Origin of the sequence: Desulfurococcus mucosus DSM 2162, assembly GCF_000186365.1 — an archaeon.
GTDB classification, from domain to species: Archaea; Thermoproteota; Thermoprotei_A; order Sulfolobales; family Desulfurococcaceae; genus Desulfurococcus; species Desulfurococcus mucosus.
The window spans coordinates 1,119,821-1,144,710 of the sequence record NC_014961.1 but is presented as its reverse complement, the minus strand read 5'-3'; the positions used below and the strand labels follow the sequence as shown (position 1 = coordinate 1,144,710).

At 54.2% G+C, this 24,890-nt stretch carries 34 protein-coding genes; 28 read left to right on the top strand and 6 right to left on the bottom strand.

The features are described from left to right. Position 1 precedes the first annotated feature (1 nt). Genes DESMU_RS06060 through DESMU_RS06050 form a run of 3 tightly spaced genes read right to left on the bottom strand, consistent with a single transcriptional unit; the run spans position 2 to position 2,048 of the window. Positions 2 to 1,183, bottom strand: coding sequence for a pyruvate ferredoxin oxidoreductase (locus DESMU_RS06060; RefSeq protein WP_013562710.1), 1,182 nt, complete (start codon positions 1,181 to 1,183; stop codon positions 2 to 4). After that, positions 1,184 to 1,465: a 4Fe-4S binding protein gene (locus DESMU_RS06055; protein WP_013562709.1), complete on the bottom strand. Its 282-nt coding sequence runs from the start codon at positions 1,463 to 1,465 to the stop codon at positions 1,184 to 1,186. A gap of 4 nt (positions 1,466 to 1,469) precedes the next feature. Next, positions 1,470 to 2,048 carry a 2-oxoacid:acceptor oxidoreductase subunit gamma family protein gene (locus DESMU_RS06050; RefSeq protein ID WP_013562708.1) on the bottom strand — a complete coding sequence of 193 codons (579 nt, stop codon included), beginning with the start codon at positions 2,046 to 2,048 and terminating at the stop codon, positions 1,470 to 1,472. Positions 2,049 to 2,203: 155 nt separating this feature from the next. Here DESMU_RS06050 and DESMU_RS06045 point away from each other — a divergent pair, with 155 nt between their 5' ends. After that, entirely contained in the window at positions 2,204 to 2,974 is a 771-nt protein-coding gene (locus DESMU_RS06045) for a DNA polymerase sliding clamp (protein ID WP_083799361.1), read from the top strand. Here DESMU_RS06045 and DESMU_RS06040 read toward each other — a convergent pair. Further along, positions 2,961 to 3,236 (bottom strand): hypothetical protein, encoded by a 276-nt coding sequence (locus DESMU_RS06040; RefSeq protein WP_245526431.1) that lies wholly within the window; start codon positions 3,234 to 3,236, stop codon positions 2,961 to 2,963. The two genes, DESMU_RS06045 and DESMU_RS06040, sit on opposite strands and share 14 nt — an antisense overlap. Before the next feature lie 98 nt (positions 3,237 to 3,334). Here DESMU_RS06040 and DESMU_RS06035 point away from each other — a divergent pair, with 98 nt between their 5' ends. Then, complete coding sequence (locus tag DESMU_RS06035) at positions 3,335 to 3,709, top strand: hypothetical protein (RefSeq protein ID WP_013562705.1); 375 nt, start codon at positions 3,335 to 3,337, stop codon at positions 3,707 to 3,709. Here the strand turns inward: DESMU_RS06035 and DESMU_RS06030 are convergent. Continuing rightward, positions 3,706 to 4,047 (bottom strand): hypothetical protein, encoded by a 342-nt coding sequence (locus DESMU_RS06030; RefSeq protein ID WP_013562704.1) that lies wholly within the window; start codon positions 4,045 to 4,047, stop codon positions 3,706 to 3,708. The genes DESMU_RS06035 and DESMU_RS06030 overlap by 4 nt on opposite strands. A gap of 188 nt (positions 4,048 to 4,235) precedes the next feature. Between DESMU_RS06030 and DESMU_RS06025 the strand changes: the two genes are divergently transcribed. After that, positions 4,236 to 7,025, top strand: coding sequence for a DEAD/DEAH box helicase (locus DESMU_RS06025; protein WP_013562703.1), 2,790 nt, complete (start codon positions 4,236 to 4,238; stop codon positions 7,023 to 7,025). A 367-nt stretch (positions 7,026 to 7,392) separates the two neighbouring features. Here the strand turns inward: DESMU_RS06025 and DESMU_RS06020 are convergent, their stop codons facing one another. After that, positions 7,393 to 9,405: a phosphoadenosine phosphosulfate reductase domain-containing protein gene (locus tag DESMU_RS06020; RefSeq protein WP_013562702.1), complete on the bottom strand. Its 2,013-nt coding sequence runs from the start codon at positions 9,403 to 9,405 to the stop codon at positions 7,393 to 7,395. A gap of 233 nt (positions 9,406 to 9,638) precedes the next feature. On the opposite strand from DESMU_RS06020, the gene DESMU_RS06015 reads away from it, so the two are divergent. The 25 genes from DESMU_RS06015 (at position 9,639) to DESMU_RS05895 (ending at position 24,882) form a co-directional block, all read left to right on the top strand. Further along, complete coding sequence (locus DESMU_RS06015; RefSeq protein ID WP_013562701.1) at positions 9,639 to 10,463, top strand: putative RNA uridine N3 methyltransferase; 825 nt, start codon at positions 9,639 to 9,641, stop codon at positions 10,461 to 10,463. Between the two features lie 71 nt (positions 10,464 to 10,534). Then, entirely contained in the window at positions 10,535 to 11,725 is a 1,191-nt protein-coding gene (locus tag DESMU_RS06010; protein ID WP_013562700.1) for a 50S ribosomal protein L3, read from the top strand. A gap of 9 nt (positions 11,726 to 11,734) precedes the next feature. Beyond that, a complete protein-coding gene (gene rpl4p / locus DESMU_RS06005; protein ID WP_013562699.1) occupies positions 11,735 to 12,553 on the top strand; it encodes a 50S ribosomal protein L4 in 819 nt (272 codons plus the stop codon). After that, positions 12,550 to 12,825 carry a 50S ribosomal protein L23 gene (locus DESMU_RS06000; protein WP_013562698.1) on the top strand — a complete coding sequence of 92 codons (276 nt, stop codon included), beginning with the start codon at positions 12,550 to 12,552 and terminating at the stop codon, positions 12,823 to 12,825. The genes rpl4p and DESMU_RS06000 overlap by 4 nt, the downstream gene beginning before the upstream one ends. A 10-nt stretch (positions 12,826 to 12,835) precedes the next feature. After that, positions 12,836 to 13,555 carry a 50S ribosomal protein L2 gene (locus tag DESMU_RS05995; protein ID WP_013562697.1) on the top strand — a complete coding sequence of 240 codons (720 nt, stop codon included), beginning with the start codon at positions 12,836 to 12,838 and terminating at the stop codon, positions 13,553 to 13,555. 90 nt (positions 13,556 to 13,645) lie between these two features. After that, positions 13,646 to 14,569 carry an AAA family ATPase gene (locus DESMU_RS05990; RefSeq protein ID WP_013562696.1) on the top strand — a complete coding sequence of 308 codons (924 nt, stop codon included), beginning with the start codon at positions 13,646 to 13,648 and terminating at the stop codon, positions 14,567 to 14,569. Next, the gene (locus DESMU_RS05985; RefSeq protein ID WP_245526430.1) at positions 14,478 to 16,454 is read left to right on the top strand and encodes a VWA domain-containing protein; all 1,977 of its coding nucleotides are present in this window, start codon (positions 14,478 to 14,480) and stop codon (positions 16,452 to 16,454) included. Before DESMU_RS05990 ends, DESMU_RS05985 begins: the two co-directional genes overlap by 92 nt. A gap of 37 nt (positions 16,455 to 16,491) precedes the next feature. Next, positions 16,492 to 16,935, top strand: coding sequence for a 30S ribosomal protein S19 (locus tag DESMU_RS05980; protein ID WP_187286332.1), 444 nt, complete (start codon positions 16,492 to 16,494; stop codon positions 16,933 to 16,935). Between the two features lie 11 nt (positions 16,936 to 16,946). Continuing rightward, complete coding sequence (locus DESMU_RS05975) at positions 16,947 to 17,420, top strand: 50S ribosomal protein L22 (protein WP_013562693.1); 474 nt, start codon at positions 16,947 to 16,949, stop codon at positions 17,418 to 17,420. A gap of 2 nt (positions 17,421 to 17,422) precedes the next feature. After that, on the top strand, positions 17,423 to 18,091 hold the full coding sequence (locus DESMU_RS05970) for a 30S ribosomal protein S3 (protein ID WP_013562692.1): 669 nt from the start codon (positions 17,423 to 17,425) through the stop codon (positions 18,089 to 18,091). Then, on the top strand, positions 18,075 to 18,302 hold the full coding sequence (rpmC, locus tag DESMU_RS05965) for a 50S ribosomal protein L29 (RefSeq protein WP_048078738.1): 228 nt from the start codon (positions 18,075 to 18,077) through the stop codon (positions 18,300 to 18,302). The genes DESMU_RS05970 and rpmC overlap by 17 nt, the downstream gene beginning before the upstream one ends. After that, positions 18,299 to 18,577 (top strand): ribonuclease P protein component 1, encoded by a 279-nt coding sequence (locus tag DESMU_RS05960; protein ID WP_013562690.1) that lies wholly within the window; start codon positions 18,299 to 18,301, stop codon positions 18,575 to 18,577. Before rpmC ends, DESMU_RS05960 begins: the two co-directional genes overlap by 4 nt. 6 nt (positions 18,578 to 18,583) lie before the next feature. Next, the gene (locus DESMU_RS05955; protein WP_013562689.1) at positions 18,584 to 18,934 is read left to right on the top strand and encodes a 30S ribosomal protein S17; all 351 of its coding nucleotides are present in this window, start codon (positions 18,584 to 18,586) and stop codon (positions 18,932 to 18,934) included. Continuing rightward, positions 18,934 to 19,362, top strand: coding sequence for a 50S ribosomal protein L14 (locus tag DESMU_RS05950; RefSeq protein WP_013562688.1), 429 nt, complete (start codon positions 18,934 to 18,936; stop codon positions 19,360 to 19,362). Before DESMU_RS05955 ends, DESMU_RS05950 begins: the two co-directional genes overlap by 1 nt. A gap of 11 nt (positions 19,363 to 19,373) precedes the next feature. Beyond that, positions 19,374 to 19,775 carry a 50S ribosomal protein L24 gene (gene rplX / locus DESMU_RS05945; RefSeq protein WP_013562687.1) on the top strand — a complete coding sequence of 134 codons (402 nt, stop codon included), beginning with the start codon at positions 19,374 to 19,376 and terminating at the stop codon, positions 19,773 to 19,775. A 1-nt stretch (position 19,776) separates the two neighbouring features. After that, the gene (locus tag DESMU_RS05940) at positions 19,777 to 20,535 is read left to right on the top strand and encodes a 30S ribosomal protein S4e (protein ID WP_013562686.1); all 759 of its coding nucleotides are present in this window, start codon (positions 19,777 to 19,779) and stop codon (positions 20,533 to 20,535) included. Then, positions 20,535 to 21,098: a 50S ribosomal protein L5 gene (locus tag DESMU_RS05935; protein ID WP_013562685.1), complete on the top strand. Its 564-nt coding sequence runs from the start codon at positions 20,535 to 20,537 to the stop codon at positions 21,096 to 21,098. Before DESMU_RS05940 ends, DESMU_RS05935 begins: the two co-directional genes overlap by 1 nt. Before the next feature lie 9 nt (positions 21,099 to 21,107). After that, the gene (locus DESMU_RS05930; RefSeq protein ID WP_013562684.1) at positions 21,108 to 21,272 is read left to right on the top strand and encodes a 30S ribosomal protein S14; all 165 of its coding nucleotides are present in this window, start codon (positions 21,108 to 21,110) and stop codon (positions 21,270 to 21,272) included. 10 nt (positions 21,273 to 21,282) lie between these two features. Then, positions 21,283 to 21,684, top strand: coding sequence for a 30S ribosomal protein S8 (locus DESMU_RS05925; protein WP_013562683.1), 402 nt, complete (start codon positions 21,283 to 21,285; stop codon positions 21,682 to 21,684). Positions 21,685 to 21,696: 12 nt separating this feature from the next. Beyond that, a complete protein-coding gene (locus tag DESMU_RS05920) occupies positions 21,697 to 22,251 on the top strand; it encodes a 50S ribosomal protein L6 (RefSeq protein WP_013562682.1) in 555 nt (184 codons plus the stop codon). Then, a complete protein-coding gene (locus tag DESMU_RS05915; protein WP_013562681.1) occupies positions 22,248 to 22,661 on the top strand; it encodes a 50S ribosomal protein L32e in 414 nt (137 codons plus the stop codon). The genes DESMU_RS05920 and DESMU_RS05915 overlap by 4 nt, the downstream gene beginning before the upstream one ends. 2 nt (positions 22,662 to 22,663) lie before the next feature. Continuing rightward, positions 22,664 to 23,122 carry a 50S ribosomal protein L19e gene (locus tag DESMU_RS05910; protein WP_013562680.1) on the top strand — a complete coding sequence of 153 codons (459 nt, stop codon included), beginning with the start codon at positions 22,664 to 22,666 and terminating at the stop codon, positions 23,120 to 23,122. Between the two features lie 13 nt (positions 23,123 to 23,135). After that, positions 23,136 to 23,732, top strand: coding sequence for a 50S ribosomal protein L18 (locus tag DESMU_RS05905; protein WP_013562679.1), 597 nt, complete (start codon positions 23,136 to 23,138; stop codon positions 23,730 to 23,732). Continuing rightward, positions 23,732 to 24,382, top strand: coding sequence for a 30S ribosomal protein S5 (locus tag DESMU_RS05900; RefSeq protein ID WP_187286331.1), 651 nt, complete (start codon positions 23,732 to 23,734; stop codon positions 24,380 to 24,382). Before DESMU_RS05905 ends, DESMU_RS05900 begins: the two co-directional genes overlap by 1 nt. Before the next feature lie 11 nt (positions 24,383 to 24,393). Further along, complete coding sequence (locus DESMU_RS05895) at positions 24,394 to 24,882, top strand: 50S ribosomal protein L30 (RefSeq protein WP_013562677.1); 489 nt, start codon at positions 24,394 to 24,396, stop codon at positions 24,880 to 24,882. Positions 24,883 to 24,890: the final 8 nt, after the last annotated feature.

The window sequence follows — 24,890 nt, the reverse complement described above, 5'->3', positions numbered from 1 at the left end:
TTCACCTCCTCACCCTGACCCATCTGAATCCCGGGGGTTGCCCCCCGTTCTCGACGACCTCTATGAATTCCCGTGTAAGCTTGTAGAAGTCGTCGACCGTGATGTTTACGCCGGCTATCCCGGCCACTATGTTGGAGACGTATGGTAGGGTACGTGTGTATGTTGCCAGTCCGCCAACGAGATCCGTGTAGATGGGGCCGTAGGAGCCGAAGCTTATGGATCTATCGTACACTAGTATCCCCTTCACGCCTCTAGCAACCTCCCATATATCCTCCACGGGGAAGGGCCGGTAGTATCTTATCCTGACTGCGCCAACAGGGTATCCCTCGCTCCTCAGCTTCTCTACTGCCTCTATCAGGTCACCGCTCCACGCCCCCATTGAGACAGCCACGTACTTGGCGTCGCTGCATCCAACGCACTCTACTAGGCCGCTGTACCTGCGCCCGAAGAGCTTGTTGTACTCCTCGTTCACCTCCCTGATAACCTTCTTCGCCTCGTTCATGGCTTCCTGTATACCGTAGAACATGTCCTCGGTGTCCTCGGGCATTGTGAGGCCTCCAAGTGCTATGGGGCTGTCTCCATCTATCACGTAGCCCTGTGTACGGGGGCCAAGCCATTCTCTGACAGCATGCTCCTCGGGTATGTCGACGGGCATCGTGGTGTGGCCCAGTATGAATCCCTCGATACCTACCATTACAGGCAGGTATACTGAGGGGTCTTCACTGATCTTGAATGCCTGGATTGTGAGGTCTAATGCCTCCTGGTTATCCATAGCGTAGCTCATCACCCACCCGGCGTCCCGTTGATCCATGAAGTCGCTGTGGTCCGGCCATATGTTCCACGGGGCGTTAATGGTCCTGGATACTATTGCCATAACCATCGGGGTCCTTGTTCTAGACGCCCAGTGCACTATTTCATGCATGTATAGTAGTCCCTGGCTACTCGTCGCTGTGAAGACCCGTGCACCCGCTATCGCGGCACCGAAGCATGCTGCTAGGGCGGAGTGCTCTGATTCAACCCTTATCATCGTGGCGTCGAGTTCACCGCTCTCAATCATCTCTGAGAGTTTTTCAACTATGCTTGTCTGGGGTGTTATAGGGTAGGCGGCTATCACATCCGGCTTAGCCAGCTTCACAGCGTAGGATATAGCGTAGTTGCCTGTGAGAGCTTTCCTAACCCCCATTCACCTCACCTCTTCAACGAGGCTTATCGCATTCACGGGGCACACGTCCGCGCACACCCCGCAGCCCTTACAGTACTCGTAGTCTATTACCGCACCTGTCTCGGGCTCCACCCTTATCACGTTGACAGGGCAGTATATCTCGCATTGATAGCACCTGGTGCATCTCCCTTGATCCACAACCGGCTTCTCGGTTCTCCAGGAGCCTGTTTTACCTGCTACTCCTTCACCCGGCCTCGTTAACGGTAGCACGCCTACCTTAGGCTGGATCACGCGTACACCCATATCGTTACACCTCGAGAACCAGCTTTGTCTCCCCGTAAGCACGTTCAGCAGCCAGCTTGTTTAATTCGCCTGCTTTCCCCCCGAAGTAATCCCCGATGGCCTTCTCAACGCTTTCAACACCTATGAGCCCGGTTGCCTTGGCAAGGGCCCCCAGCATGCTTGTGTTCACAACGGGCCATCCAGCTATAACCAGCCCCAGCTCCCTCGCTATCCTTGTGGCATCTACCCTGTAGATCCTTGCCCTGCCACGGTGGTTCAGGCTACCGGGAGGTATGTGGTCTTTCTCAGTGTTAACCACTACTACACCATTCTCCCTGAGCACTCCTCTCTTAACCACGCCTAGATCCAGTAGTCCTGGGTCTAGCACAACTATGATGTCGGCCTCGCTGAACATGCCGTGCCTCAGGATGGGTTTATCGCTGATCCGTGCGAACGCTGTCACAGGGGCTCCCCTCCTCTCCGCGCCGAAGAAGGGGAAGCCTTGACCATGCTTTCCCTCCATCATTGCAGCCTCCACGAGTATGTTGGCGGCTGTTACAGCGCCCTGCCCGCCTCTCCCGAAGAACAGTATTTCATATAGCATTCCACATACACCTATATACCAGTTCATACGATACATATCTGGAGGCTAATAAACACGCTTACAACTGGAAGCCTCGCCCTTTAGGGCGGGGAGGAGGTTAGACGGGGGAGTCAGGTATTTAACTCCTGTAGCGGCATAAACTACAATTGGTTAAGGTGGGTGGGTTGCCGAAGTTTAGAGTAGTCTACCCTAATGCATCCAAGATGAAGTACATTACTCAGGCCATAGCAAAGGTAACGGATGAAGCCCCTATCTATGTGACCCCTGAAGCCGTTGAGGTCAAGGTTCTAAGCCCCGATAAATCGATGCTCACAATAGTGCGTATACCTGCGACGGCTTTCGAGGAGTTCGAGGCGGAGGGAGAGGAGTCATTCATGGTTGCATCAACGGATTTAAACAGGGTGATGAGGAGGGGAGGCAGGAACGACGTGTTAGAGATGAAGCTTGACAGGGAGCACGGCGTGCTCGAAGCTGTTTTCAGGGATAGGAAGACAGGGGTTGAGAGAGTATTCCAGGTCGAGGTGCTTCCGAAGACACCTGAGCCTGTGCCAGAGTTAAACCTGGAGCTCGGCGTGGTCGTCAAAATGCTGTCAGAGGACTACAGGGGGATAGTGGGGGATGCGAAATCCATTGGGGAGGAGGTTGTGCTGAGTTTTGAGGACGGTAAGCTAACAGTGTACTCGTCTGAGCAGCAGAAGGAGTATGTAGGCGTGTTCAGCGAGGGCTCTCCTCTCCTATACGTGTATGCAACGGTTGACAAGGCCCGTGCCTCCTATAGCGTGGACCTCCTCTCTGCAACGGTTAAACCCGTGTCTGCTTCGAAGCAGGTTACTGTTTCATTCGACACTGATAAGCCGGCTAAGATAGAGTACGAGTTAATCGGCGGGGGCCAACTAATATACTGGGTTGTACCTAGGGTCGGCTAGGCCTCCTACCAGGCACCCCCTGTTTCTCCTCAAGCCTCTCGAGCAACTCTACAAGCAGCTTCCTGCGTTCATCAGGGCTCACGACCCCTCTCTCCACGAGGCCCTCGAACCGCCAAGCCGGCTTCGGGCAGACGCCTCTCTTCGGGCAGAGCAGGCAGCATTTTGCGTCAACCATGAGATCCGGGAACAACGTGCACTGCTTCACCGGGCTATGGTAGCCGCATACACTGCATCTCTCCCAGTAAATGGTCAATCCACGCACCCCTATTCAAGCCTGATCACGTGGAAAGATATTAAACATTAGGATGAGATGATATCTCACGAAGGGTTAATGCTCACGGCATCTATACGGGGATCTGGATGGTGCGCATCCTGATAGATTTAGCCAGGAGCCCCAGGCTCACGTTGAGCAGGGGGGACGCGTTAAGGTTGCTTAGCGAGCTCGCATCAACCAGAGCTACAAGGGACCTGGAGGAGGCTATCAGAATAGTGAGAAGCTTCGACGAGTACCTCAGGTATTCAAGGAGGAGGTTCGAGGAATACATTAATGTACCCAAGGATCCAGGCGACGCCCTGAGGGGGATGGTCGTAGTCCACAGGCTTAGATTGTTCACCGAGGGGGATAGGGGGATGGTGGAGATAGTGTTCGATAGAAGGGTGAGAGTAGACGACCTGGTTTCAGCACTTAAAAGAATAGGGTTCGACGAGGTGCATGTGGAGGAGCAGGGGTTCTAGCCGCTCTTCGCTTTCCCGGTTTTCCTCCTGCTTCTCCCACTCTTCTTACTCTTCTTCCTGCTCTTCCCCTTCTTCCTCCTGTTCCCCTTCTTCCCCCGTGCCCTCCCCTCGACGGGCTTCTTGACAGCGGCCTCACCTGTCCCCCTGGCTACAGGTGTCACCGCCTTGCTTAACTCATCTATGCTTGCCTCCCCCTGGAGTACTCTGCGCCAGAGCTTGGTTACATCTATTAGGAGCTTCAACTGCTCTATCCGTATCTCCTTACCCTCCTCCTCGTATTCTTCCTCTTCCTCCAGCACTTCTTCCCCCGTGAATTCCTCTTCATCGCTGAGGAGCATGATCTACACCTCTCCCAAACTATGGGGTTGAGATATTTTAAACATGCCAAGGCAAGGGTTCCGGGCTGCAGGATGAGAAAGATTAATTCGGGTGAAAGAAGCATAGAGTAAAACCCGTATATGGTTTGGATTACTCAGGGAGGGCGACGTGTAGGCGGGCTTGATTCCCGAGGCGGGTAGAGGCAGATATGAGCAGTATTGTTGAATGCATTAGGGAACTAGGATACGGGGACTTCACAGCTCTGCAGAAAGAGGTGTTCAGGAAGGTTGCATACGAGAATAAGTCGGTCCTGGTGACGGCTCCCACCGGTAGCGGTAAAACCGAGGCCGCAGTGTTCCCAGTATTCTACAGGATTATAGTGGATGGATTGAAGCCTATTTCAGCCATATACATCACCCCGCTGAGAGCGTTGAACAGGGATATAGAGTCGAGGATCAAGAGGATAGCGTCATGCTTCGGGCTGAGAGTCGCCGTGAGGCATGGAGACACGCCTGATGCTGCACGCAGGGAGCTAGCGGTGCATCCCCCGGACGTGCTTATCACTACGCCTGAATCCTTCATGTATATACTGGTAAACGAGAAACTGCTTCCCTCAGTGCTCAATGCAAGATACTTGATTATAGATGAGTTCCATGAAATGGTTGAGAGTAAACGGGGGCTCCTATTATTCACGGTGCTACACTTACTGGAGAAGTACCATGGCTTCAAACCATTGAAGATAGCTCTCTCAGCAACAGTCTCCGACCCCCATGGGCTCGCCGGGCTACTGGAGAGTAGTGGAGGCGTTGAAGTAGTGAGGGGTGAGCAGGTTAAGAGAATGGAGGTTAAGGTAGTGGTGCCCGGTGGCAACGTCTCCGACACCCTGCTGGGTGATGAACGTCTCGAGTCAAGGCTGCTTTACATCCTGAGGGCTGGCGAGGCCTACAGGGCGGTGCTCGTCTTCACGAATACAAGGTCTCTCGCCGAGATCCTTGGCTCACTTTTAAAGACCCTTGCCGGGAAGCAGGGGAGGAGCGTGGTTATCGCAGTACACCATGGGAGCCTCTCCCGTAGCCACAGGGAGGAGGTGGAGGCAGGGTTCAAGAAGGGTAATGTAAACATATTGGTGGCTACATCGAGCATGGAGCTCGGCATAGACATAGGGCACGTTGACTTCGTGGTTCAATATCTTTCACCTAGACGGGTCTCACGCCTCATACAGCGCGTGGGGAGAAGCGGCCACAGGCTTGAAGGAGTTAGTCGTGGAGCAGTGTTGAGCACCGGTAACCTGCTGCACGTCCTGGAGTCACTGGTCCTGGTTGATGAAGCGTTGAAGGGCAGGGTTGAAAGGGAGGATGTGATCCCGAAACCCTTAGACGTGCTTGCCTACGCTGTCGCGCTCACAACCCTCCTGAACCCATCGGGGGTGGATAAGGCAGGCCTCTTCAATAAGCTGAGGGAGCACCCCCTTTACAGGAACCTGGAGACCGGTGAGTACGAGAAGCTCGTAGAGTACATGTCTTACACACGCGTCATCAGGGAGGAGAACGGCTTCCTGAAGCCCACCAGGAAAACCAGGCTCTACATCTATAAGACATCGATGATTCCATCCACAAGGGACATAGTGGTTACAGAGGTCTCCTCGGGCAGGAAGATAGGGTCCCTTAACGAGGAGTACGTGGTGCTGGAGCTCAGGCCCGGTGACATCATAGTCCTAGCCGGGGACACGTGGAGAATAATATCCTTCGATGAAGACGAAGGCAGGCTCTACGTTGAGAAAGCGGTAGTAGACAGTAGTGAAGCCATTATACCGCACTGGGAGGGAGAGAACATACCGGTGGAGGCCACTGTGGCACTAAGGGTTGGGGAGACAATAGACTATGTTAAGAGAACCGGGGGGCTCCCACCAGGCTTAGCAAGGCTGCTAGAGGCCCAGGCCGGGTTGCAATGGGATTCACTCAGGGAGCTCAGCGGGGGGAGTGAAGTACACGTTGACTACGTGGAGGACGTGAGAACAGTGTTCATAAACGTCAACTGGGGTAGTAAGGTGAACAGCCTGCTTAGAGACGTGTTGGAGCATGTGCTTAAACGGGAGTTCCCCCTGGTCGACTTCGAAGCCTACTCCTCCCCGTACGTGGTCATCGTGAGGGTTAAGGGATATGTCTACCCAGCGGAGCTCTTAAGGGCTGTGAAGACATGCCTAGTGGAGCTATACAAGTATATAGGTGATGAAGCCTTCCTCAGGGATGTTGTTAGGGGTAGCCGGGCATTCTACTGGAGGATCTACCAGGTGGCTCAGAGGTTCGGCGCCATATCCCCTGGTGAGACCAAGGTGACGAAACCAATGTTGGAGGCACTGGCGGACACGGTGATAGGTGATGAAGCCTTCAAGGAGGTAACCGTTAAAGACTACGACTTGGAGTCAGCGCTCCGCCTAGCCTCACTGCTTGCAAGGGGTGAGATAGCTGTCCACGTGAGAACCTATAAAGGGTTAGCGGGAAACCACATGGAGCTACTTGGATACGTTGAGCTACCTGTTAAACGCGACATGTTAACAGTCGACTTATCCCAGTACATGGAGAGACTGCTTGAAAGAGAGTTAACACTCATATGCATTAACTGCGGCTACATGAAGCACGGCAAGGTGAGGGAGCTCATCGAGCTAGGTAAATACTCGTGTCCCCGTTGCGGCCTGGCGTCACTCAGCATTGTGAAGGGGGATGCATTAGAGGAGAAGGGCATCGTGGATAAATTGAGGAGCGGCGGTGTATTGAAAGGCGTGGAGCGACATGTAAAGGAGGATCTTGCTAAGAGAGCAGTACTACTCTACAGGTTCGGGGATCAAGCCCTCCTAGCCTTCGCTGGTAGAGGGGTGGGCACGAGTGAGGCCATCAGGATACTTAACAACGCGTCAAGAGGAGGGAACCTGATCGCCGAGATATATGAGAGGGAGAAAGCCTTCCTGAGGGTAAAGAAGTATATTGATAAACGCGGATAGCCCACACCACTCTAGGCGACTCCTCGAAGACACGTCTGCCCACGGCCACGGGTTTCAACCCTAAATGTCCACGGGGCATCAGAGGCGCGTCTCACACTACTGGTAACACCGTGTTTTCCCACCTGGGTTAAAGACTGTTCACTGAGTGAAGGTTTTAAGCTGGTTTAGCTGCTGGAAGACGCCGGGAGCGCGGCGGTGAATGGGAGGGGCTCTCCCGCATCGTTCCCCGTGGGGCGGGCCCAGTGGTGTCCGTCGACGCAGCCCCCGGTGAAGTACTGAGAATAGATGAGGTATCGGAAGGGGAAAGCCCGTGCTAATGGGCACGGGCAACCACGCATGAGGATGGTTGCTCAATAAGGGTTGCCTCTTAGTGCTCTGAGCTGGTTCCCCGTGGCGGGTGTGGAGGCTTATGGGTGTCTCCTTCCCCGGGTGTTGCAGTGGTTCCGCTATGCGTGGTGATTCTCCTCCTTGTTTTCCGTTTAAACGCCTTGGGGCTGCCTACTATGAGCGGTATGAGGGTTTTCTCAACGAGCTGGTCGCTTATGGGGCATGCTTCTAGGTAGAATCTCCTGGCTTCCCCGTCGAGGTGTTTCAGGGGGATGGGGCCGTTGGCTGTGAGCATCGCGCTACCTGGGGGCGTCCAGAGTATGCAGCTACCGCACTTGACGCACCCGTATGACCTGTAGGTTACCTTGAGGAGGTCTACTAGGTCCTCTAGGTTTTCACTGCTTGTAAACGGCTTGACGGTTAGGGTGTTACCCGAGATCTTTATGGTGGTGTTCTCCGAGGAGACGGTGAGCCCGCTGCCTTCATCTGTGACACTGTATCCGAGTCCCCTCATGTTCTCCTCGACTACTTTCTTCACAGTGGGGGTCAGGATCTCCCTGTTGAATGAGACCCTTAGTTCGCCGCCAGCCTCCACTACTTCAAGCGGGGCTAGGTTCACGCTGCTCCCGAGGAGTCTATGCTTGTACTCGCTTCTCCAATCCACAACGTAGTTTTCAACATGCTTGGCTATCCTTCTCTTCGCTGACGCCGGTGTAAGCCACCTCCATAACCCCAGTTTCACCCATTCACCTGGCTGATTCAGCTTCCTCCGCCACTCCTCCAGTACGCTGGCCCACCTGCCCCATAGCTCCGGGTACTCTGCCTCCACGTCTTTGAACTCTGCTAGGGCGCTTGAGGGGCATAGGAAGCATCCGAGCCTGTCGAAGCCTTTCTCATATAACTTATTATATGGTAGATTATGCCTGAATATGTAGAGCCAGCACTCGAGCTGACTCCAATCCTGGATGGGTGATGTCGATAGAAGGTGCGGTATCCACTTATTTCTCCATGTCTTCGGGCTCTTAGCCCTGTCCAGGGACTCGAATGCTCTCTGCCCCACGATGTTTAAGGCTCCATTAGGCCATAGAGCCCTGGTGAGCCTGGCTATCGGGACCAGCTTGGCGACCTTGCAGCACCACCTGTAGTCTTTCCCCGGGGGCCCGAAGACATTGACCGCCCTCCAGAAGATGTCTCCGGCTGATGCAACGTGTAGTTTCACCCCGTATCTCTCGGATACCTCGTGGACGTTTCTAATGGTTTCAGGTAGCTCGAGGCCTGTGTCATTGAACACCATTTCAAGCTCTCCGTACGCCTTGTACGCTAGGTCGAGTGCTACAAGGCTGTCCTTGCCCCCCGAGTAGGAGACGGATACGGGGAGAGGGTGCTTCCTCCTAAGCCTCCTGAGGAACGAGATGGATTTCTCAGCCAGGGCCTCTAATCCCTCCTCATTGTACTTCACTGCGTCGCTGAGTGATGTGGGCTTGCCGCTGGTTTCCACTGGTGCAGTCTTATCGTGGAATGTTTTAACAATGATCAAGCTGTCGCCGTACACCTCGCCTAACCCCTTTAAAACCCCCTTCTTATCCGCTACCACGACCTGCCTCATACTGGTGCTGGGCGCTGGCTTAACCTCTCTACCAGTGTAGATCGGCCCGTTTAACTCCACCTTGTCCACTAATCCATCCTCAACGGCCAGGTATGCCCCGGTGTAGGTTAACCTGAACCTCCATTTCTCCCTGAAGGGGTCGTAGTATAGTTGCCCCAGCACGTTTCCCGATGAGACTACCTCGTGCATTAAATCCCAGTGTGGCACCTTGTTTAACAATACTAGGCGGTTGCTGAAGAAGCGTCTGTATACTTCATCGCCCCCGTACTCGTAGATCACTGCGTTACGCAGCTTCTCCATGTCGCCCTGGAAGGCTGGCCTAGCGTCCCCTGGTTCACTGAGCCTAACGACATAGTAGAGGTCTACCTCCTGCCTTGGTTTGACAACCGGTATGTCCCTCCAGGGGTCCCAGTATATTTTCACCGTCTTAGGCCAGATCCTCACCACTATGCTGCACCCTTTACATCCCTGTATTGGTGGATCAAGTGTGGCCAGCCTATTATATAGCGGGTGGGATACTCCGCCAAGGGCTTCATGGTTATAAACCTTGCTTAACCATCTATCTGGATCTAGGTGAGCCTCGATGGGTGGGCGTCAGAGGACAACCCTGTTTATGATAAAGGAGAGGAAGGCGGAGTCCCAGGGTGGCCAGAGGAAAGGGTAGGATCCCGGGTTGACTGATGCAGGTAAGCATAGTTCTACCATCCAGTATACTTTCCGTTGAGTCAACCCTGCTCCTGAAGTCCCTTAGGATACATCAGGTAGCCCGGTGGACATCGATATTCGGGGTCAGCGAGGTAGTCTTCTACCGTGAATACGGGACGCCGCACGGGGAGTACATGGGGCACAGGCAGCTCATAGAGCTGCATTGGAGATACTTCTTCACTCCCCCCTACTTAAGGAGGAGGCTTGTACCGCGGAGCCCCCTGCTCCGCTACGTGGGTGCGCTGCCACCTATAAGGCTCCTCGACTTCGATGTCAAGGGTAAGCCTGTGAAAGGTGAGGAAAGGGTGGGTTTCGCTGCGAGGGAGAGGGGTGGGGTCGTAGTGTACCTTGACAATGAGGAGAAGTATACTCCATTAAACGAGTGTAGGCCTGGCTTTACGAAGGTGAGGGTGGTTGACACGGATGGAAGGCTGGTGGAGTGCCTTGACGTGGAGTACTATATGGGTCCCTCCCTTTCATTCAAGGAGTCTCTAATGGAGGCCTTGACAAGTGTAGAAGGAGATGTCTTCAAGGTGGCGACGGATAAGGCGGGGGCTCCGCCGGCCCAGAGGGAGCTTGAATCATTGGGAAGAGCGGGAAGGATTGCCTTATTCTTCGGCGGCCCTAGACGGGGCCTCTTCGAGATCTCTGAGGCCGAGGGCTTCAACCTCCTCGACTACGTTGACGTCGTCTGGAACACTATACCGGGGCAGAGGGTTGTCTCCATTAGGACTGAGGAAGCGGTTTTAGCGACGCTTGGACTCGTGAATTACTGGTTGAGACGGGTTGAAAATATATAGGCTGGGAACAACTATTCAACACTATGCTTTTAAAACCTGTTTATGTATAGAAGCGTTGAAGGTGTTTAGGGATGGGTCACAGGAAGCTGCATGCGCCAAGACACGGCAGCCTCGGTGTGAGGCCACGGAAGAGGGCTGAGGAGCTGACTCCACGGGTAAGGAGGTGGCCTGAGAAATCATGGTTCGACATAGTGGTTGAGAGACTGGGGAGTGAGGCGGCTTCCCGGGGCATAGCGGCTAAGCCAGTGTTACTCGGGTTCCCAGTGTACAAGGCCGGTATGACTCACGCCGTGGTAGTGGAGGATAGGCCGAACACCCCTGTGAGCGGTAAGGAGGTGTTCACCCCTGTCACGATACTGGATGCGCCGCCCATAGTGGTTCTCGGTGTGAGAACCTATGTTGTCGGCGAAGACGGCTACTTGAAGGCTAAGGGGGAGGCGTGGAGGAGCCCGGTTGACGCTGTGTTGAAGGCTTACGAGGAGCTCTACGCTGGCAACCCGTTGTTCAACATGAATGGGAGGGATGTTGTCAGGAAGTATCTCTACGGGTTGAGGAGGCTTAACCATGGATTAGTGAAGCCTGATCCAAGCGGTGAATACGGCTTCAAATTCATTGCTGAGAGCGGTGAGAAAGAGGTTAAGGAAGTGTTCAGCGGTGAGGTGGCTGATGTAAGGGTAATAGCGTCAACGATACCCGTGTTCTCAGGCATCGGTAAGAAGAAGCCTGAGATCGTTGAGCTCAAAATAGGCGGCGGCAGCATCGATGAAAGATTGAGGTACGGTGAGTCGATCCTAGGAGGCTATGTGAAGGCAGCCGACGTATTCATGGAGGGGCAGTTCATAGACGTGATAGGGGTAACCAAGGGCAAGGGCTTCCAGGGAGTGGTGAAGAGGTTCGGGGTTAAGGAGCTGCCTAGGTGGCATAAGCACAGGAAGGGGAGTAGGAAGATAGGTGCAAGGAGCCCTGGCTTCGGAACCATGAGTGAGCCGCCTCAGGCTGGTCAAATGGGCTTCCACAGGAGGACAGAGTACAATAAGAGGATATTGAGGATAGGGTTGAATGGTCTTGAGGCAACGGTTGAAGGCGGCTTCCTGCACTACGGCCTCGTCTACGGCCCCTACTTGATGCTCAAGGGGACGGTGTTCGGCCCAGCTAAGAGGATGCTTATACTGAGACACCCGGTGAGACCGCACTTGGAGTGGCTTCCTCTCTCCGGCCCCAGGATAGTTTACCTCAGCCTTGAAAGCAAGCAGGGGGTGTAGGTGGTGGATATGGCTCTCGAGATAATTACCCCGTTGGCTGTGAAGGAGAAGCTCAAGGTAAACGTGTACGGTGTCGACGGCAACGTTATTGGCGAAGTAGAGTTACCCGAGGTATTCAACGTCCCCATCCGAGTAGACCTTGTGCGGAGAGCGTTTCACTCGGCTTTCACAGGTATGCTGCAGCCTAAGGGAAGGGATCCCCTTGCAGGCAAAAGAACCACTGCGAAGTACTGGGGGGTTGGCTACGGGATAGCGAGGGTGCCCAGGCTACCCAATGGCACAGCTAGGTTCGTGGTGAGCACCCGTAAAGGGCATGCGGCTTTCCCGCCTACGCCCTGGGAGAGGATACGTGAAGAGGTGAATAGGAAGGAGAGGGTGATGGCTATTGTTTCAGCGCTCGCCGCCACTTCAAGGGTCGACATGGTGAGGCGGAGGGGCCATGTCTTCAGTGTCGAGAGGCTTCCAGTAGTAGTGTCCGATGATGTTGAATCAGCTATATCGAAGGCCTCGCAGGCCAGGGAGTACCTTGAGAAAATCGGCCTCTGGAGCGATGTTGAGAGGAGCAGGGAGGGCACGGGTATAAGGGCTGGCAGAGGCAAGATGAGGGGGAGGGCTTATGTTGAGCCACGCAGCATACTCTTCGTGCTGTCGAGCTATGAGTCACCGCTAGCCAGGGCCGTGAGGAACCTGCCAGGCGTCGACGTCTCCACGCCGGGCAACCTCAGCGTACTCCACCTTGCCCCGGGAGGCGTCCCCGGGAGACTCATGGTTATATCGAGGAGGGCGCTTGAAGAGGTAGCGTCGAAGTACAGGGTGAGGCCTCTATGAGCACGGATACCAATAGACTCTACAAGGTTATAATTAGGCCGGTGCAGAGCGAGAAAGCCCTTTCACTAATAGACAAGCAGAACACGTTGACCTTCATAGTTGACATCGATGCATCGAAGACCGAGGTTAAGAGGGCTGTCGAAGAACTCTTCAATGTTAAGGTTGAAGAGGTTAGGACGCTTATCACGGCTAGGGGCGAGAAGAAGGCCTATGTGAAGCTGGCCCCTGAGTTCAAGGCGAGTGATATTGCTTCACAACTAGGGCTCGTCTAGGTGGTGGTGTATGGGTAAGAGGATAATCCCGCAGAGAAGGGGTAAGGCATCCCCAGTGTTCAAGACACCGGATCACATACATGTGGCTCCAGCCAGATACCCGTTGCTGGATCCATCTAAGACCTACAAGGCTGTCGTCGAAGACCTGGTGCACGACCCCGGTAGATGGGTGCCTTTAGCCGAGATGAGGCTTGAGAACGGGCTGGTCTTCTACGTGCCCGCTGTTGAAGGCATGTATGTGGGTCAGGTCGTTGAAATAGGCCCGGAGGCTAAGCCTGTAAACGGCAACATACTTCCCATAGGCATGATCCCCGAGGGCACGCAGGTGGCCAATATTGAGAAGAGGCCTGGCGACGGAGGCAAGTTTGTCCGTGCAAGCGGTACATACGCCATCATAGTCGGTAGGTCGGGCGGTAAGACGCAGGTTCAGCTACCGAGCGGTAAGATAATAGAGGTGCCTGACAACGCTAGGGCGATGATCGGTGTTATAGGTGGCGGGGGCAGGCTGGAGAAACCCCTGCTTAAAGCCGGCGCCTCATACTATAAGTGGAGTGCTAAAAGCCATGTATGGCCGAAGGTTAGGGGTGTAGCGATGAACGCGGCTTTCCACCCGCATGGTGGCGGCAGCCACCAGCATGTCGGCAGACCCTCCACGGTTGCCCGTAACACGCCGCCGGGCAGGAAGGTCGGCCATATTGCAGCCAGGAGGACTGGTAGAAGGAAGGGTTAGCACCCCTCCATAACACCATTATTAATCCCTAACACATTCCTCTTGAAGTAGAGCCCTCTTTACCGGCTCAACCAGTAAGGGTTTGAAACCATGCTTACAGGAGTAGATGACCCAGTTGTGAGAAAGGTATACGAGATATATGGGCAGGTAGTTGAGTCTAGGCAACCGGTTAGGGACCCTGAGGCCATTATCGACGCGTTGAGGAGGGAGTTCAAGCTACTGGTTAAGCCACACGTAGTCTACATAACTGTGTCAGCCTTCATAAACAACAGGCCTGTCCTCTACGAGGGACCCCCTGGCACAGGTAAGACCGAGATAGGTGAAGCCATCCTCTACCTGTGGAGCGGTAAGAAGCCCTTCATACTACCCTGCAGCGAGAACTACGATGAGTACAGGGTGATAGGGGATTTCCACCCAGCTATGGCTATGGCTAAGGGTTTCAACGAGGAGAGCTTCATCCCCCGTCCCCTGTTAGCCGGCTTAATAATGGAGACCGGGGTGCTCGTCGACGAGATCAGGAGGAGTAGTGAGGAGTTCCAGAACCTCCTCTTAGACGTGATCGATAAGAGGAGGATAATAATACCTGAGTTGAAGAAAGTGTATAGGCAGAGGGGAGCCGGGTTCCAAGTGGTCTTCACCAGTAACCCCCTTGACATAGCTCAAGGAGAGTTAAGCGACGCCTTCCTGAGGAGAGTCGTCAGAGTGGAGTTCCACTACCCGTCCACCCAGGAGGAATACGAGATACTGGAGCTGAAGCTAGGGGACCTCGCCAGGAGGCTCAGCGACAACCTGGTGTTCAAGGCTATAGAGGTGGTCGGTGCCCTCAGGGAGAAAGCCGTTTACAAGCCAGGAGTCTCTGACACGGTTACATGGCTGACGCTCACAGCACTGCTCTCAGATATCAAGGGCAAGGAGAAGGCTGATGAAGACGACCTCCGTGAGGCCGGCAGGGCGGTCCTCTACAAGAACCCTGAGGACGAGGAGCTGGTGGATGAACTACTCGGTAAGCGTTGAGGAGTTAAGGAGGCTCGTGGATGAGGGTGTTAGAAGGGAGCTGGAAGCCCTGGGGGCCAGGCTAGCCGAGTTCAGGTGTGCCGGGGTCGACAAGCTAGTACTCTACGCTAAGATGAGGCTAGCGATCGCCCTGCTCGCCGGGAGGAATGTAGCGGACAGCCTCGACGGCGAGCTCGTTGAATCCCTTGGTTTAACCAGGGCTGCACGGACGCCTCCACCCCCTGCAGCAGAATTGTTTCAGATAGATGAGGGGGTCTGGAGGAGGCTGGCTAAGACGCGTTACACTACGTCCAGGAGCCTGCTCACGGAGTCGTCTTCGAGGAGGGGTATTCTAACATATATATGGATGAGGAAGACAGGGATCCTTAGAAGGCATCCAAACGGCTCCCTGATAGTGGATAGAAGGGAGCTGTCAAGGCATCCTGCCGGCTCGGAGAGAGAGCTAGGGCTCGGCGACATAGGGCGCTTCCTGGCCGAGGTGCCGAGCAGCCTCTGGAGCAAGGTGATCACGGAGGAGCTACTGGGGAACGCCGGGCTAGGGGATTTAATCACCCTGGCTGAAAGGTACCATGGCTTCGACCAGAGGGTTGATGAAAGACTAGCCAGCGAGGTGAGGAGGCGTATTGCGAAGGGCTGGGTTCCCTCACCGGAGGAGGCGCGGAGGCTTGAAGGAGTCATAGCTAAGGCCCTTAAGGGCTTGAAGACCACTGTGCCACCCCACCTGCTTCCATTCATCGACTCGGTTGAGGACTACGTGAAGGGAAGGGAGGGGGAGCTAGCTGGGGAGATAGAGAGACTGCCCCTCAGGGAGAGATGGGAGGTTCTAAGGAGCCTCAGGCGCAGGATAAGGGACCCCGGCTTCTTCAAGCATTTAAACCCTATTTCACTAGCCGAGCTGAGGAGCCTGGGCAGCGTTGACAGGGAGCTAGCCTCCAGAGTGATGCTTGGGCAAGCCATAGGAAGCTACCTAGAGTACCTCCTGACACGTGATCCATCCTTCCAGGCGTATGCAGTACACATTGCTGAGAGAATCGATGCCGGAGCCCTTGAGCCCAGGCATAGACCCCTGCTCGAGAGCATTCTCAACGGTGACGAGAAGAAGATGCTCTTCCTCCTCGGTAGGGAGGCAGGCTTCGATGCACTGGAGTTGCTGTCGGTGAAGCTGGGTGAGGAGTACTCTAGGAGCGGCGGGCTGGATCCAGCTGTGGTTAAACGCGCGATAGCCATAGGGATGAGGCTGCTCAACTATATGAGGGGTGGGAGAGGGTTCACGTGGAGGCGTAGGAAGACCAGTGTAAGGGGGAGGCTCGAGGTCAGGGGCACCCTGTATAAGTGGGTGCGCCTGGATAACGAGGCCGTGTTCAAGAGGCGGGAGAGGGTTCAACGCGTTATAGGGGTGGTGGATGTCAGCGGTAGCATGGCTAGGTTCGCAGTGTGGTCTATGCTATCCATTGCCGCTGTGTTCCCAGTGGTGTCGCACATAGTCTTATTCAGTGAGAAACCCCATGTATATAGATCCCCCTTTAAGAAAACCAGCCTGGTGCTCGCCCGCTTCCTGGAGAAACTATACACGGAGGGCTTCAAGGGGTACACTAATATATCGGAGGCACTGAGGCGCGCCGGCGAGCTAGCCTCGAGGGCGGATTCGAAGACGATACTCGTGTTCAGCGACCTGAAGCAGACTGTCCCAGACACGGAGCCATGGCTCGTTGCACGCTGGCTCGTTGAAAAAGGGCTGAGGGTGATCCTCGTGGTTCCACGCGGCACGGAGAGCGCTACCGTGGAGAGGTATAGGGGCGCTGGATGCGACATCGTTGTTGTCGAGAACCCTGAGGACATACCGAACATTTTAAAAAGGAGGATAAATCTTAAAAATAGAGTCTAGATAGCATCTATCACGTCGGTGCTTAACTCGAGAGGGGATGGTTGGTTTGGCGGCGAGCTTACAGGACATGCCAGTGGAGTGGAGGAAGTTCAAGTATAGGGGTAAGACCCTGGAGGAATTACTGAACATGTCCATGGACGACCTAGTCGTGTTGCTGCCGGCGAGGCAGAGGAGGAGTCTTAAGAGAGGGTTGACGAAGGCTCAGATAAAGCTCCTAGCGAAGATCAGGAGGATAGCCAGGGACCCGGAGCTAGCGAAGAAGACAGTGATAAAGACCCATGTAAGAGACATGGTTGTCCTCCCCGAGATGGTGGGGCTCACGATAGCTGTTTACAACGGGAAGGAGTTCGTGCCCGTTAAGATCTCGCCTGAGATGATAGGGCATTACCTGGGAGAGTTCAGCCCGACAACGAAGAAGGTGACGCACGGTGAGCCCGGCCTCAAGGCTACGAGGGCGAGCAGGTTCGTGGCGATGAAGTAGAGGTGAGATCCATGCCTACCTGGCACTACTCTGTGAAGTACAGGGATGAGTCGAAAATCGCTAAGGCCGTGAGATACGATATACCTGTCTCAGTGAAATACATGCGTGAGATAGCCTACACGCTTAAAGGCATGAGGCTCAGCGACGCGATAAGGTTCCTGGAGGACGTTATCAAGATGAAGCAGGCTGTCCCATTCAGGAGGTATAACGGTAAGCTGAGCCATAAGAGGGGGTTGGCCGACAGGTTCAAGTGGCCTATAGGCAGATACCCGGTTAAAGGCGCCAAGTACGCTCTCGAAGTACTCAGGAATGTGGAGGCTAACGCGGAGGAGAAGGGGTTGAGTAAGGAGAGGCTTGTAATAGTACACATAGCAGCCCATAAGGGTATCACGTTGAAGAGATACATGCCTAGAGCCTTCGGGCGTGCGACGCCGAAGTTCCGTAGGATGAGTAACCTTGAGGTAGTGGTAGGGGAGGTTGGCTGAAGATGGTTGGTCCACGGGTTAAATCCTACTTCCTCAACTATGGTTTAAAGAAGCTGATGATAGACGAGTTCCTGGCCCACTACTTCAAGGACGCTGGCTACGCTGATGTAGAGCTGTACAGGACTCCGACGGGCTACCGTGTAGTAATACACGCGGAGTACCCTGGGAGACTAATAGGTAGGGGAGGCAGCGTCATAAAGAAGCTTTCAACAATCCTGCAGACGAGGTTCGGGCTCGACAATGTCAATGTAACCATATCCCCTGTAGTGGACCCGGATCTAAACGCCAGGGTGGTGGCTTTCAGAATCGTCAGGGCGCTTGAGAAGGAGATACCCTTCCGACGGGTGATAATGTACATGCTTAAGAGGGTGATGGATGCAGGTGCCGTTGGCGCCGAGATCATAGTAAGCGGTAAGCTTAGGGGTGAGAGAGCCACATACGAGAAGCTGAAGGCCGGGAAAGTCTACAAGGCTGGTGAACCAGTGGAGTACGTGGTGGACAGGGCGGTTGCCAAAGCCCTGTTGAAACCCGGTATATTCGGGGTCGAAGTAGTCATAGTGAAACCCAACATAAAGCTACCCGACCACGTCGAGGTGAAGGCCCTTAAACCCGAGGAGATAGAGCAGTTGAAGCCGGCTAAGGCTGAGGCAGGTGGTGGCAGTGCGGGCTGACGAGATAAGGAAGATGACTCCTGAGGAGAGGCTGAGGAAGCTCAACGAGCTCAGGCTTGAACTAGTGAAACTGAGGCTGCAGTCGAGGACAGGGACCCTGACCAATACAGCCAGGATAAGGAATGTGAAGCGAGACATCGCAAGGATACTCACAGTTATGAAGGAGGCGCCTGCCGAGGAATCCAGTCCCGGAGAGGTTAAGCAGCAATGAAGGTGACAGGCCGGAACATCACTAGCCACGAGATCATAGGGTTGAAGACAAGGATCCTCCAGTACCCTGACCGAGGCTTAATCGGTTTAGAGGGCAGGGTGGTGGATGAGACGTTGAAGACCCTTCTCGTGGAGCTCTCCAACGGCAGGAGGATAAGGGTCTTCAAGTCGAACGGGGTTTTCGAGTTCACTCTCCCAAGCGGGGAGACCGTGGTTATTAAGGGGTCAGATATTATTGGAAGACCCTGGGACAGGTTGAAGAATATTTCGAGGTAGGTTTCAATGAGCCAGGCCAAGGTCAACGACATCGGGATACCGGGTGTGAAACCACCTGAGAAGACATGCGAGGACCCTAAGTGCCCGTGGCACGGGCACCTCAAGGTTAGAGGAGTCGTATTGACAGGCGTCGTCGTGAAGAAGAAGATGCAGAGGACTGTTGTAGTGAGACACGAGTACCTGCACTATGTTAGGAAATACATGAGGTATGAGAAGAGGCATAGGAATATCCATGCACACCTGCCGCCATGCATAGAGGTGAAGGAGGGCGATGTAGTGGTGATAGGTGAGACGCGTCCACTCGCAAAGACGGTTGCATTCGTCGTGCTAGGTGTAGTCGGGAAGGGTGGTGAGTGATGGGTGCGAAGAGAGCGGTAGCAGGTAAGCCGGCTTTCTCCAGGAGGAGGGTGAACACAGGTCTCCAAGTGATGTCGATAGCGAAGGCAGCCGATAACAGTGGCGCCAAGGAAGTGATGATAATAGGGGTTCCAGGCTACCATAGCAGGCTTAGAAGGGTTCCACCGGCGGGTGTGGGAGACCTCGTTGTTGTAAGCGTTAAGAAGGGTATCCCCGAGATGAGGAAGAAGGTGTTTAAAGCCATCATTGTGCGCCAGAGGAGGCCGTATAAGAGGCCGGATGGCACGTGGATAGCCTTCGAGGATAACGCGGTAGTCATATTGACGCCTGAGGGAACGCCGAAGGGTACTGAGATAAGGGGGCCTATAGCCAGGGAGGCAGCCGAGAGGTGGCCTCAGATAGCTAACCTGGCCTCGATGATAATCTAGGGGTGGGCTCGATGGGTTCAACGAGATCCGCGAAGCCGGGTAAGCAGAGGAAGCACCTGGCTGAGATGCCATTGCACTTAAGGCATAAGCTATTCAACGCCCCTCTCTCAGATGAGCTACGTGAGAAACTGGGTGTGAAGAGGCTGCCGGTGAGGCAGGGTGACACAGTGAGGATTATGAGGGGGGAGTTCAAGGGGCATGAAGGCAAAGTGGTTGAAGTAGACTTGAAACGCGTCAGGTTATTCGTAGAGGGGGTTCAGAGGAAGAAGGCGGATGGCAGCCCGGTCTACGTGCCCATACACCCCAGTAAGGTCATGATTATAAAGGCTGATGTAAGTGATAAGAGAAGGCTCGATATAGTTGAACGCAGGAAGGCCAGTGTAACGCAGTTGAAGCAGCAGGAGGTGGCGTAGGATGGGTAGCATAGGTGGCAGCAGGCATTTAAACGCGTTGAATGCACCCAGGTACTGGCCCATACTGAGGAAGGAGTACAAGTGGGTTGTGAAGCCTTCACCAGGCCCCCACGCTATTGAGAGATCGATACCTCTCCTAGTCCTGGTGAGGAATGTACTGGGCTACGCGGAGACCGCTAGGGAGGCAAGGAGGCTGATAGCTGGAGGACACTTCAAGGTGGACGGCAAGGTTAGGAAGGACTACAAGTTCCCCGTTGGTTTAATGGATGTCATCGAGGTGGTTGAGACAGGCGAGCTCTACCGTGTTATCCCGGTGCCTACAAGGGTGCTTGGATTAGTTAAAATACCGAGAGAGGAGGCTTCATTCAAGCTCTGCAGGATAGAGAACAAGGTGACGGTTAAAGGCGGACACATACAGCTCAACCTGCATGATGGCCGCAACCTACTGGTAAGGGTTAACGACGCCAGGAACCCGGTTGAAGACGTCTACGAGACGCTTGGAGCCGTGAAGCTCTCTATACCGGTGCAACAGCTACTCGACTACATACCGTTGAAGGAGGGCGTGATAGCAATAGTGTCCGGTGGAAGGAACGTAGGCAGGGTTGGGAAAGTAGTCTCCATACACAGGGGTATGAAGAGGTATAGGAGCATAGTCACCATTGAGGACAGGAGCGGGAATAGATTCCAGACAAGCCTCGACTACATCTTCCCGATAGGCTTGGAGAAACCCTTGATAACCCTGCCGGAGGGTGCATGGTGATGAGCGTGCTTACATCGGATGTGGAAAGCAGGATCCTTGAGAGATGGAACAGTAACCCGATGCTTAAACCATACATAGCGAAGGTCACAGTAAACATAGGTGTCGGGGCGGACTCGGAGAGGCTTCCCAAGGCCATGAAGGTCCTCGAGGAGTTGACGGGGCAACAGCCGGCCCCGAGGAGAGCCAAGAAAACCATCAAGGACTTCGGGATAAAGAAGGGAGACAAGATAGCTGCCGTCGTCACCCTGCGGGGTGAGAAGGCGCATGAGTTCCTGAGGAAGGTTTTCGAGACAGTGGGTTACAGGGTGAAGGCTTCAAGCTTCGACGACTATGGGAATGTCAGTATAGGGATAAAGGAGCACATCCATATGCCGGGTGTAAGGTATGATCCAGAGATAGGCGTGTTCGGCATGGATGTAGCTATAACTATTGAGAGACCGGGTTACAGGGTGATGAGGCGTAGGCGGATGAGGTCCCGTGTCCCCCGGAGGCACAGGGTGAGCAAGCTGGAGGCTATGCTGCTTCTGAAGCAGTTGTTCGGGGTTGAAATAGTAGGGGAGTAGGTGGTTTAAATGGCTAAGATTAAGCAGCCTAAGACCTATAAGTATGGGCGTGGAACCCAGGTCTGCAGGAGATGCGGCTCCAGGGATGCAGTGATCCAGGCGTATGGATTATACCTGTGCAGGCAGTGCTTTAGAGAGGTGGCCGCTGTAATAGGGTTCAAGAAGTACGAGTAGGTGTTGGAGAATGGTTGTGATGGACACACTTGCAAACGCCTTGTCAGCGATATACAACGCGGAGATGAGGGCTAAGAAGGAGGTAGTGGTGTGGCCGGCGTCGAAGCTGACTCTAAACGTGTTGAAGGTGCTGCAGAGAGAGGGATACATAGGTGAATTCGAGTACATAGATGACGGTAGATGGGGGAAGATAAAGATACAGTTACTTGGGAGGATAAACAAGGTCGGAGTGATCAAGCCCAGATACCCGGTTAAATACAGTGAGCTCGAGGAGTTCCCCGAGTGGTTGAAGAGGTATCTGCCAGCATACAACATAGGCGTCGTAATAGTGTCAACGCCCCACGGCGTGTTATCCCACAAGGAGGCTGTCGCCAAGCATACCGGGGGAGTATTGCTCGCCTACTGCTACTAGGGGGTGTGATACATGGTTAAAGCACTCCACATAGCTGAGAAAATAGTTGTCCCAGAAGGCGTCACGGTGGAAGTAGAGGGTTCAAAGGTTACTGTTAAAGGCCCCAAGGGGACGGTTTCAAGGGACTTCAGCCACGCGAGAGGGGTATTCATACGGCTCGAGGACGGCGCAGTAATCGTCGAAACATACGTGGCCGACCGGGAGAGGAAGGCCCTCGTTGGATCCGTGGCGGCCCATATACGTAACATGATAACAGGTGTCACGAAGGGGTATCGCTACAAGCTGAAAATAATATTCTCACACTTCCCGATCAGCGTGGTGGTCGACGAGAAGAACAGGGTTGTCAGGATAAGGAACTTCATGGGGGAGAAATCCGATAGGATTGCAAAGATCCATGGTAATGTAAAGGTCAAGGTGAGCGGTGAAGACATAGTGGTTGAGGGAGTGGATATAGAGGAGGTAGGGCTTACAGCAGCATCCATAGAGAGAGCTACAAGGGTGACCGACAGGGATAGACGTGTTTTCATGGATGGAATATACATCTATGAGAAAGGTGAGGCGTCGTGAGCGATACCCTGGATCGCCTGCTTAGGTTAAGGGCAGAGATGAACAGGAAGAGGCCGATGTTCCTCAGGCATCTATGGTGGAAGAAGGCTAAGTTCAGGAACGACCCTAAGTGGAGGAAGCCTAAGGGGATAGACAACAAGATGAAGCACCAGCTCAAGGGGTACCCGCCGATAGTCAAGGTAGGCTACCGTGGACCCAGCATGGTGAGAGGACTACACCCATCCGGGCTTGAACCCGTGGTCGTTAACTCCACGGGCGAGCTCGATGGACTCGACCCAGCTAGACACATAGTATATATTGGTAGCCGGGTGGGCCTGAGGAAATCCATAGAGATATATAAGCTGGCCACTGGGAAAGGCTTTAAAGTAGCCAACCCACCTAGAACAACCCAGTCCCAGCAGGGTGCTTAACTATGAGTGATCTATCATTCCAGAAGAGGCTTGCCTCGGAGATACTCGGAGTAGGAGTGTCAAGGATCAGGATAGACCCGAAGAGAATCGAGGATGTAGAGGCAGCTATAACGAGGGAGGAAGTGAAGAAGCTCATCAGAGACGGCGCTATATGGGTTGAACCAGTTCACGGCATAGCCGGCTACAGCTCCAGGGTCAGGCATGCACAGAGGGTGAAGGGGAGGAGAAGGGGGCACGGGAAGAGGAAGGGTACGAAGGAGGCTAGGCTGGACTCCAAGGAGCTCTGGATGGGTAGGATCAGGAAGATTAGGAGGTACCTTAGGTATCTGAGGGATAAGAAGCTTATTGACGCGAGGACTTATAGGAGGCTCTACATGCTGGCTAAGGGAGGCTACTTCAATTCTCTTTCATCGCTTAAACTATACCTCAGGGAGAACAATATCTTGAAGGAGGCCAGGTAGGGGTTGGATAGCTATGGCTAGGGGGCCAAGGTATAAGGTTCCGCGGAGAAGGAGGAGGGAGGGGAAAACCAACTACTACAAGAGGTACAGGATGGTTCTCTCAGGGCACCCGCGGTTCGTCATCCGGAAGACCCTTAACTACATATGGGTGCAGGTTGTGGAGGCACGTCCCGAAGGGGATGTCGTGATAGCTGCAGCCCACTCCAATGAGCTGAGGAAGAAGTTCGGCTGGAAGGCCGGCACATGTAACACTCCGGCTGCATATCTAACAGGGCTACTGGCATCCCTCAGGGCGCTTGAGAAAGGGGTCAGCTACGCTGTACCAGACATAGGGTTGCATAGACCAGTCAAGGGTGCCCTGGTGTTCGCGGCTATGAAGGCGGCGAACGACGCCGGGTTGAAGGTACCCGTTGACGAGGAGGTCCTCCCCAGCGAGGAGAGGATCAGGGGGGAGCATATAGCGTCCTACGCTAAGATACTGAGGGAGAATGGTTTGCTCGAGAAAAGGTTTTCAAGATACCTTGCCAGCGGGCTTCAACCCGAGGATCTCCCCGCTCACTTCGAGGAGGTTAAAAACAATATATTGAAAACCTATAGTAGGCAGGGGTGATGGATGTGTCGGCTAGCGCGGTTGACAAGGCTGCACTGGAGAAATGGGTTCCGAGAACCCGTGTAGGCAGGATGGTTTTAGAGGGGAAGCTGACTAGTTTAAAAGAGGTATTCGACAAGAACCTACCTATCCTTGAGCCCGAGATAATAGACTACCTTCTACCGAACCTCAAGTACGAGAGGATAGACACGAAGATAGTTCAGAAGATGACTGACGCTGGGAGAAGGACAAAGTTCCTTGTTGTAGTAGTGGTTGGGAACGAGGACGGCTTCGTAGGCGTCGGGACAGGTAAAGCAAAGCAGTATGTTGACGCCCTTGCTAAAGCCTTAAGGAACGCCAAGTTGAATATAACGCCTGTGAGAAGGGGTTGCGGTAGCTGGGAGTGCAGGTGCGGTGAACCCCACAGCGTTCCATTCACAGTGAGAGGCAAGAGCGGTAGTGTTGAAGTAGTGTTGAAGCCTGCACCGCGTGGAACAGGGCTCGTCGCAGGAGACGTAGCCAAGGTTGTGCTGAGGCTGGCCGGTATAAGGGATGCGTGGACGGAGAGCTTTGGAGAGACGAGGACGACCCTGAACTTCGCTAAGGCAGTTGCCAACGCTCTACACAACACCTACAGGTTCGTTACACCTGTTGAGTGGCTGAGGACGTGAGGTGGTTGCCCATGGCTAGGCTTTACGCTATCATCAGGGTGAGGGGTCAGGCCGATGTCCCCCCGGATGTAGAACACGTGCTCAAGCTGCTGAGGCTACATAAGAAATACCACCTGACACTATACCCGGCGGATCTCCCGGGGCTAGAGGGCATGCTTGAGAAAGCCAAGGACTGGGTGACATGGGGGGAGATAGATAAGGCAACGCTTGTCAAGCTGCTTAAGACGCGTGGAAGAGTGCCAGGCGGTAAGGCGCTTACAAACGAGTATGTGGCTGAGAAGCTGGCTGAGTACGGGGTCAAAGACATTGAGGGGCTGGCCGAGGCATTGCTCGAGGGGAAGCTACTCCTCCATAAACTGGAGAACATTGTGAAACCAGTTTTCAGGATGCATCCGCCGCGGGGAGGCTTCGATGGATCAGTGAAGAAGCCGTTTAAGGTTAAAGGCGAGCTGGGGTATCGTGGTGAAAAAATAAATGAGCTGATAGAGAAGATGCTGTAAGGGTGGTC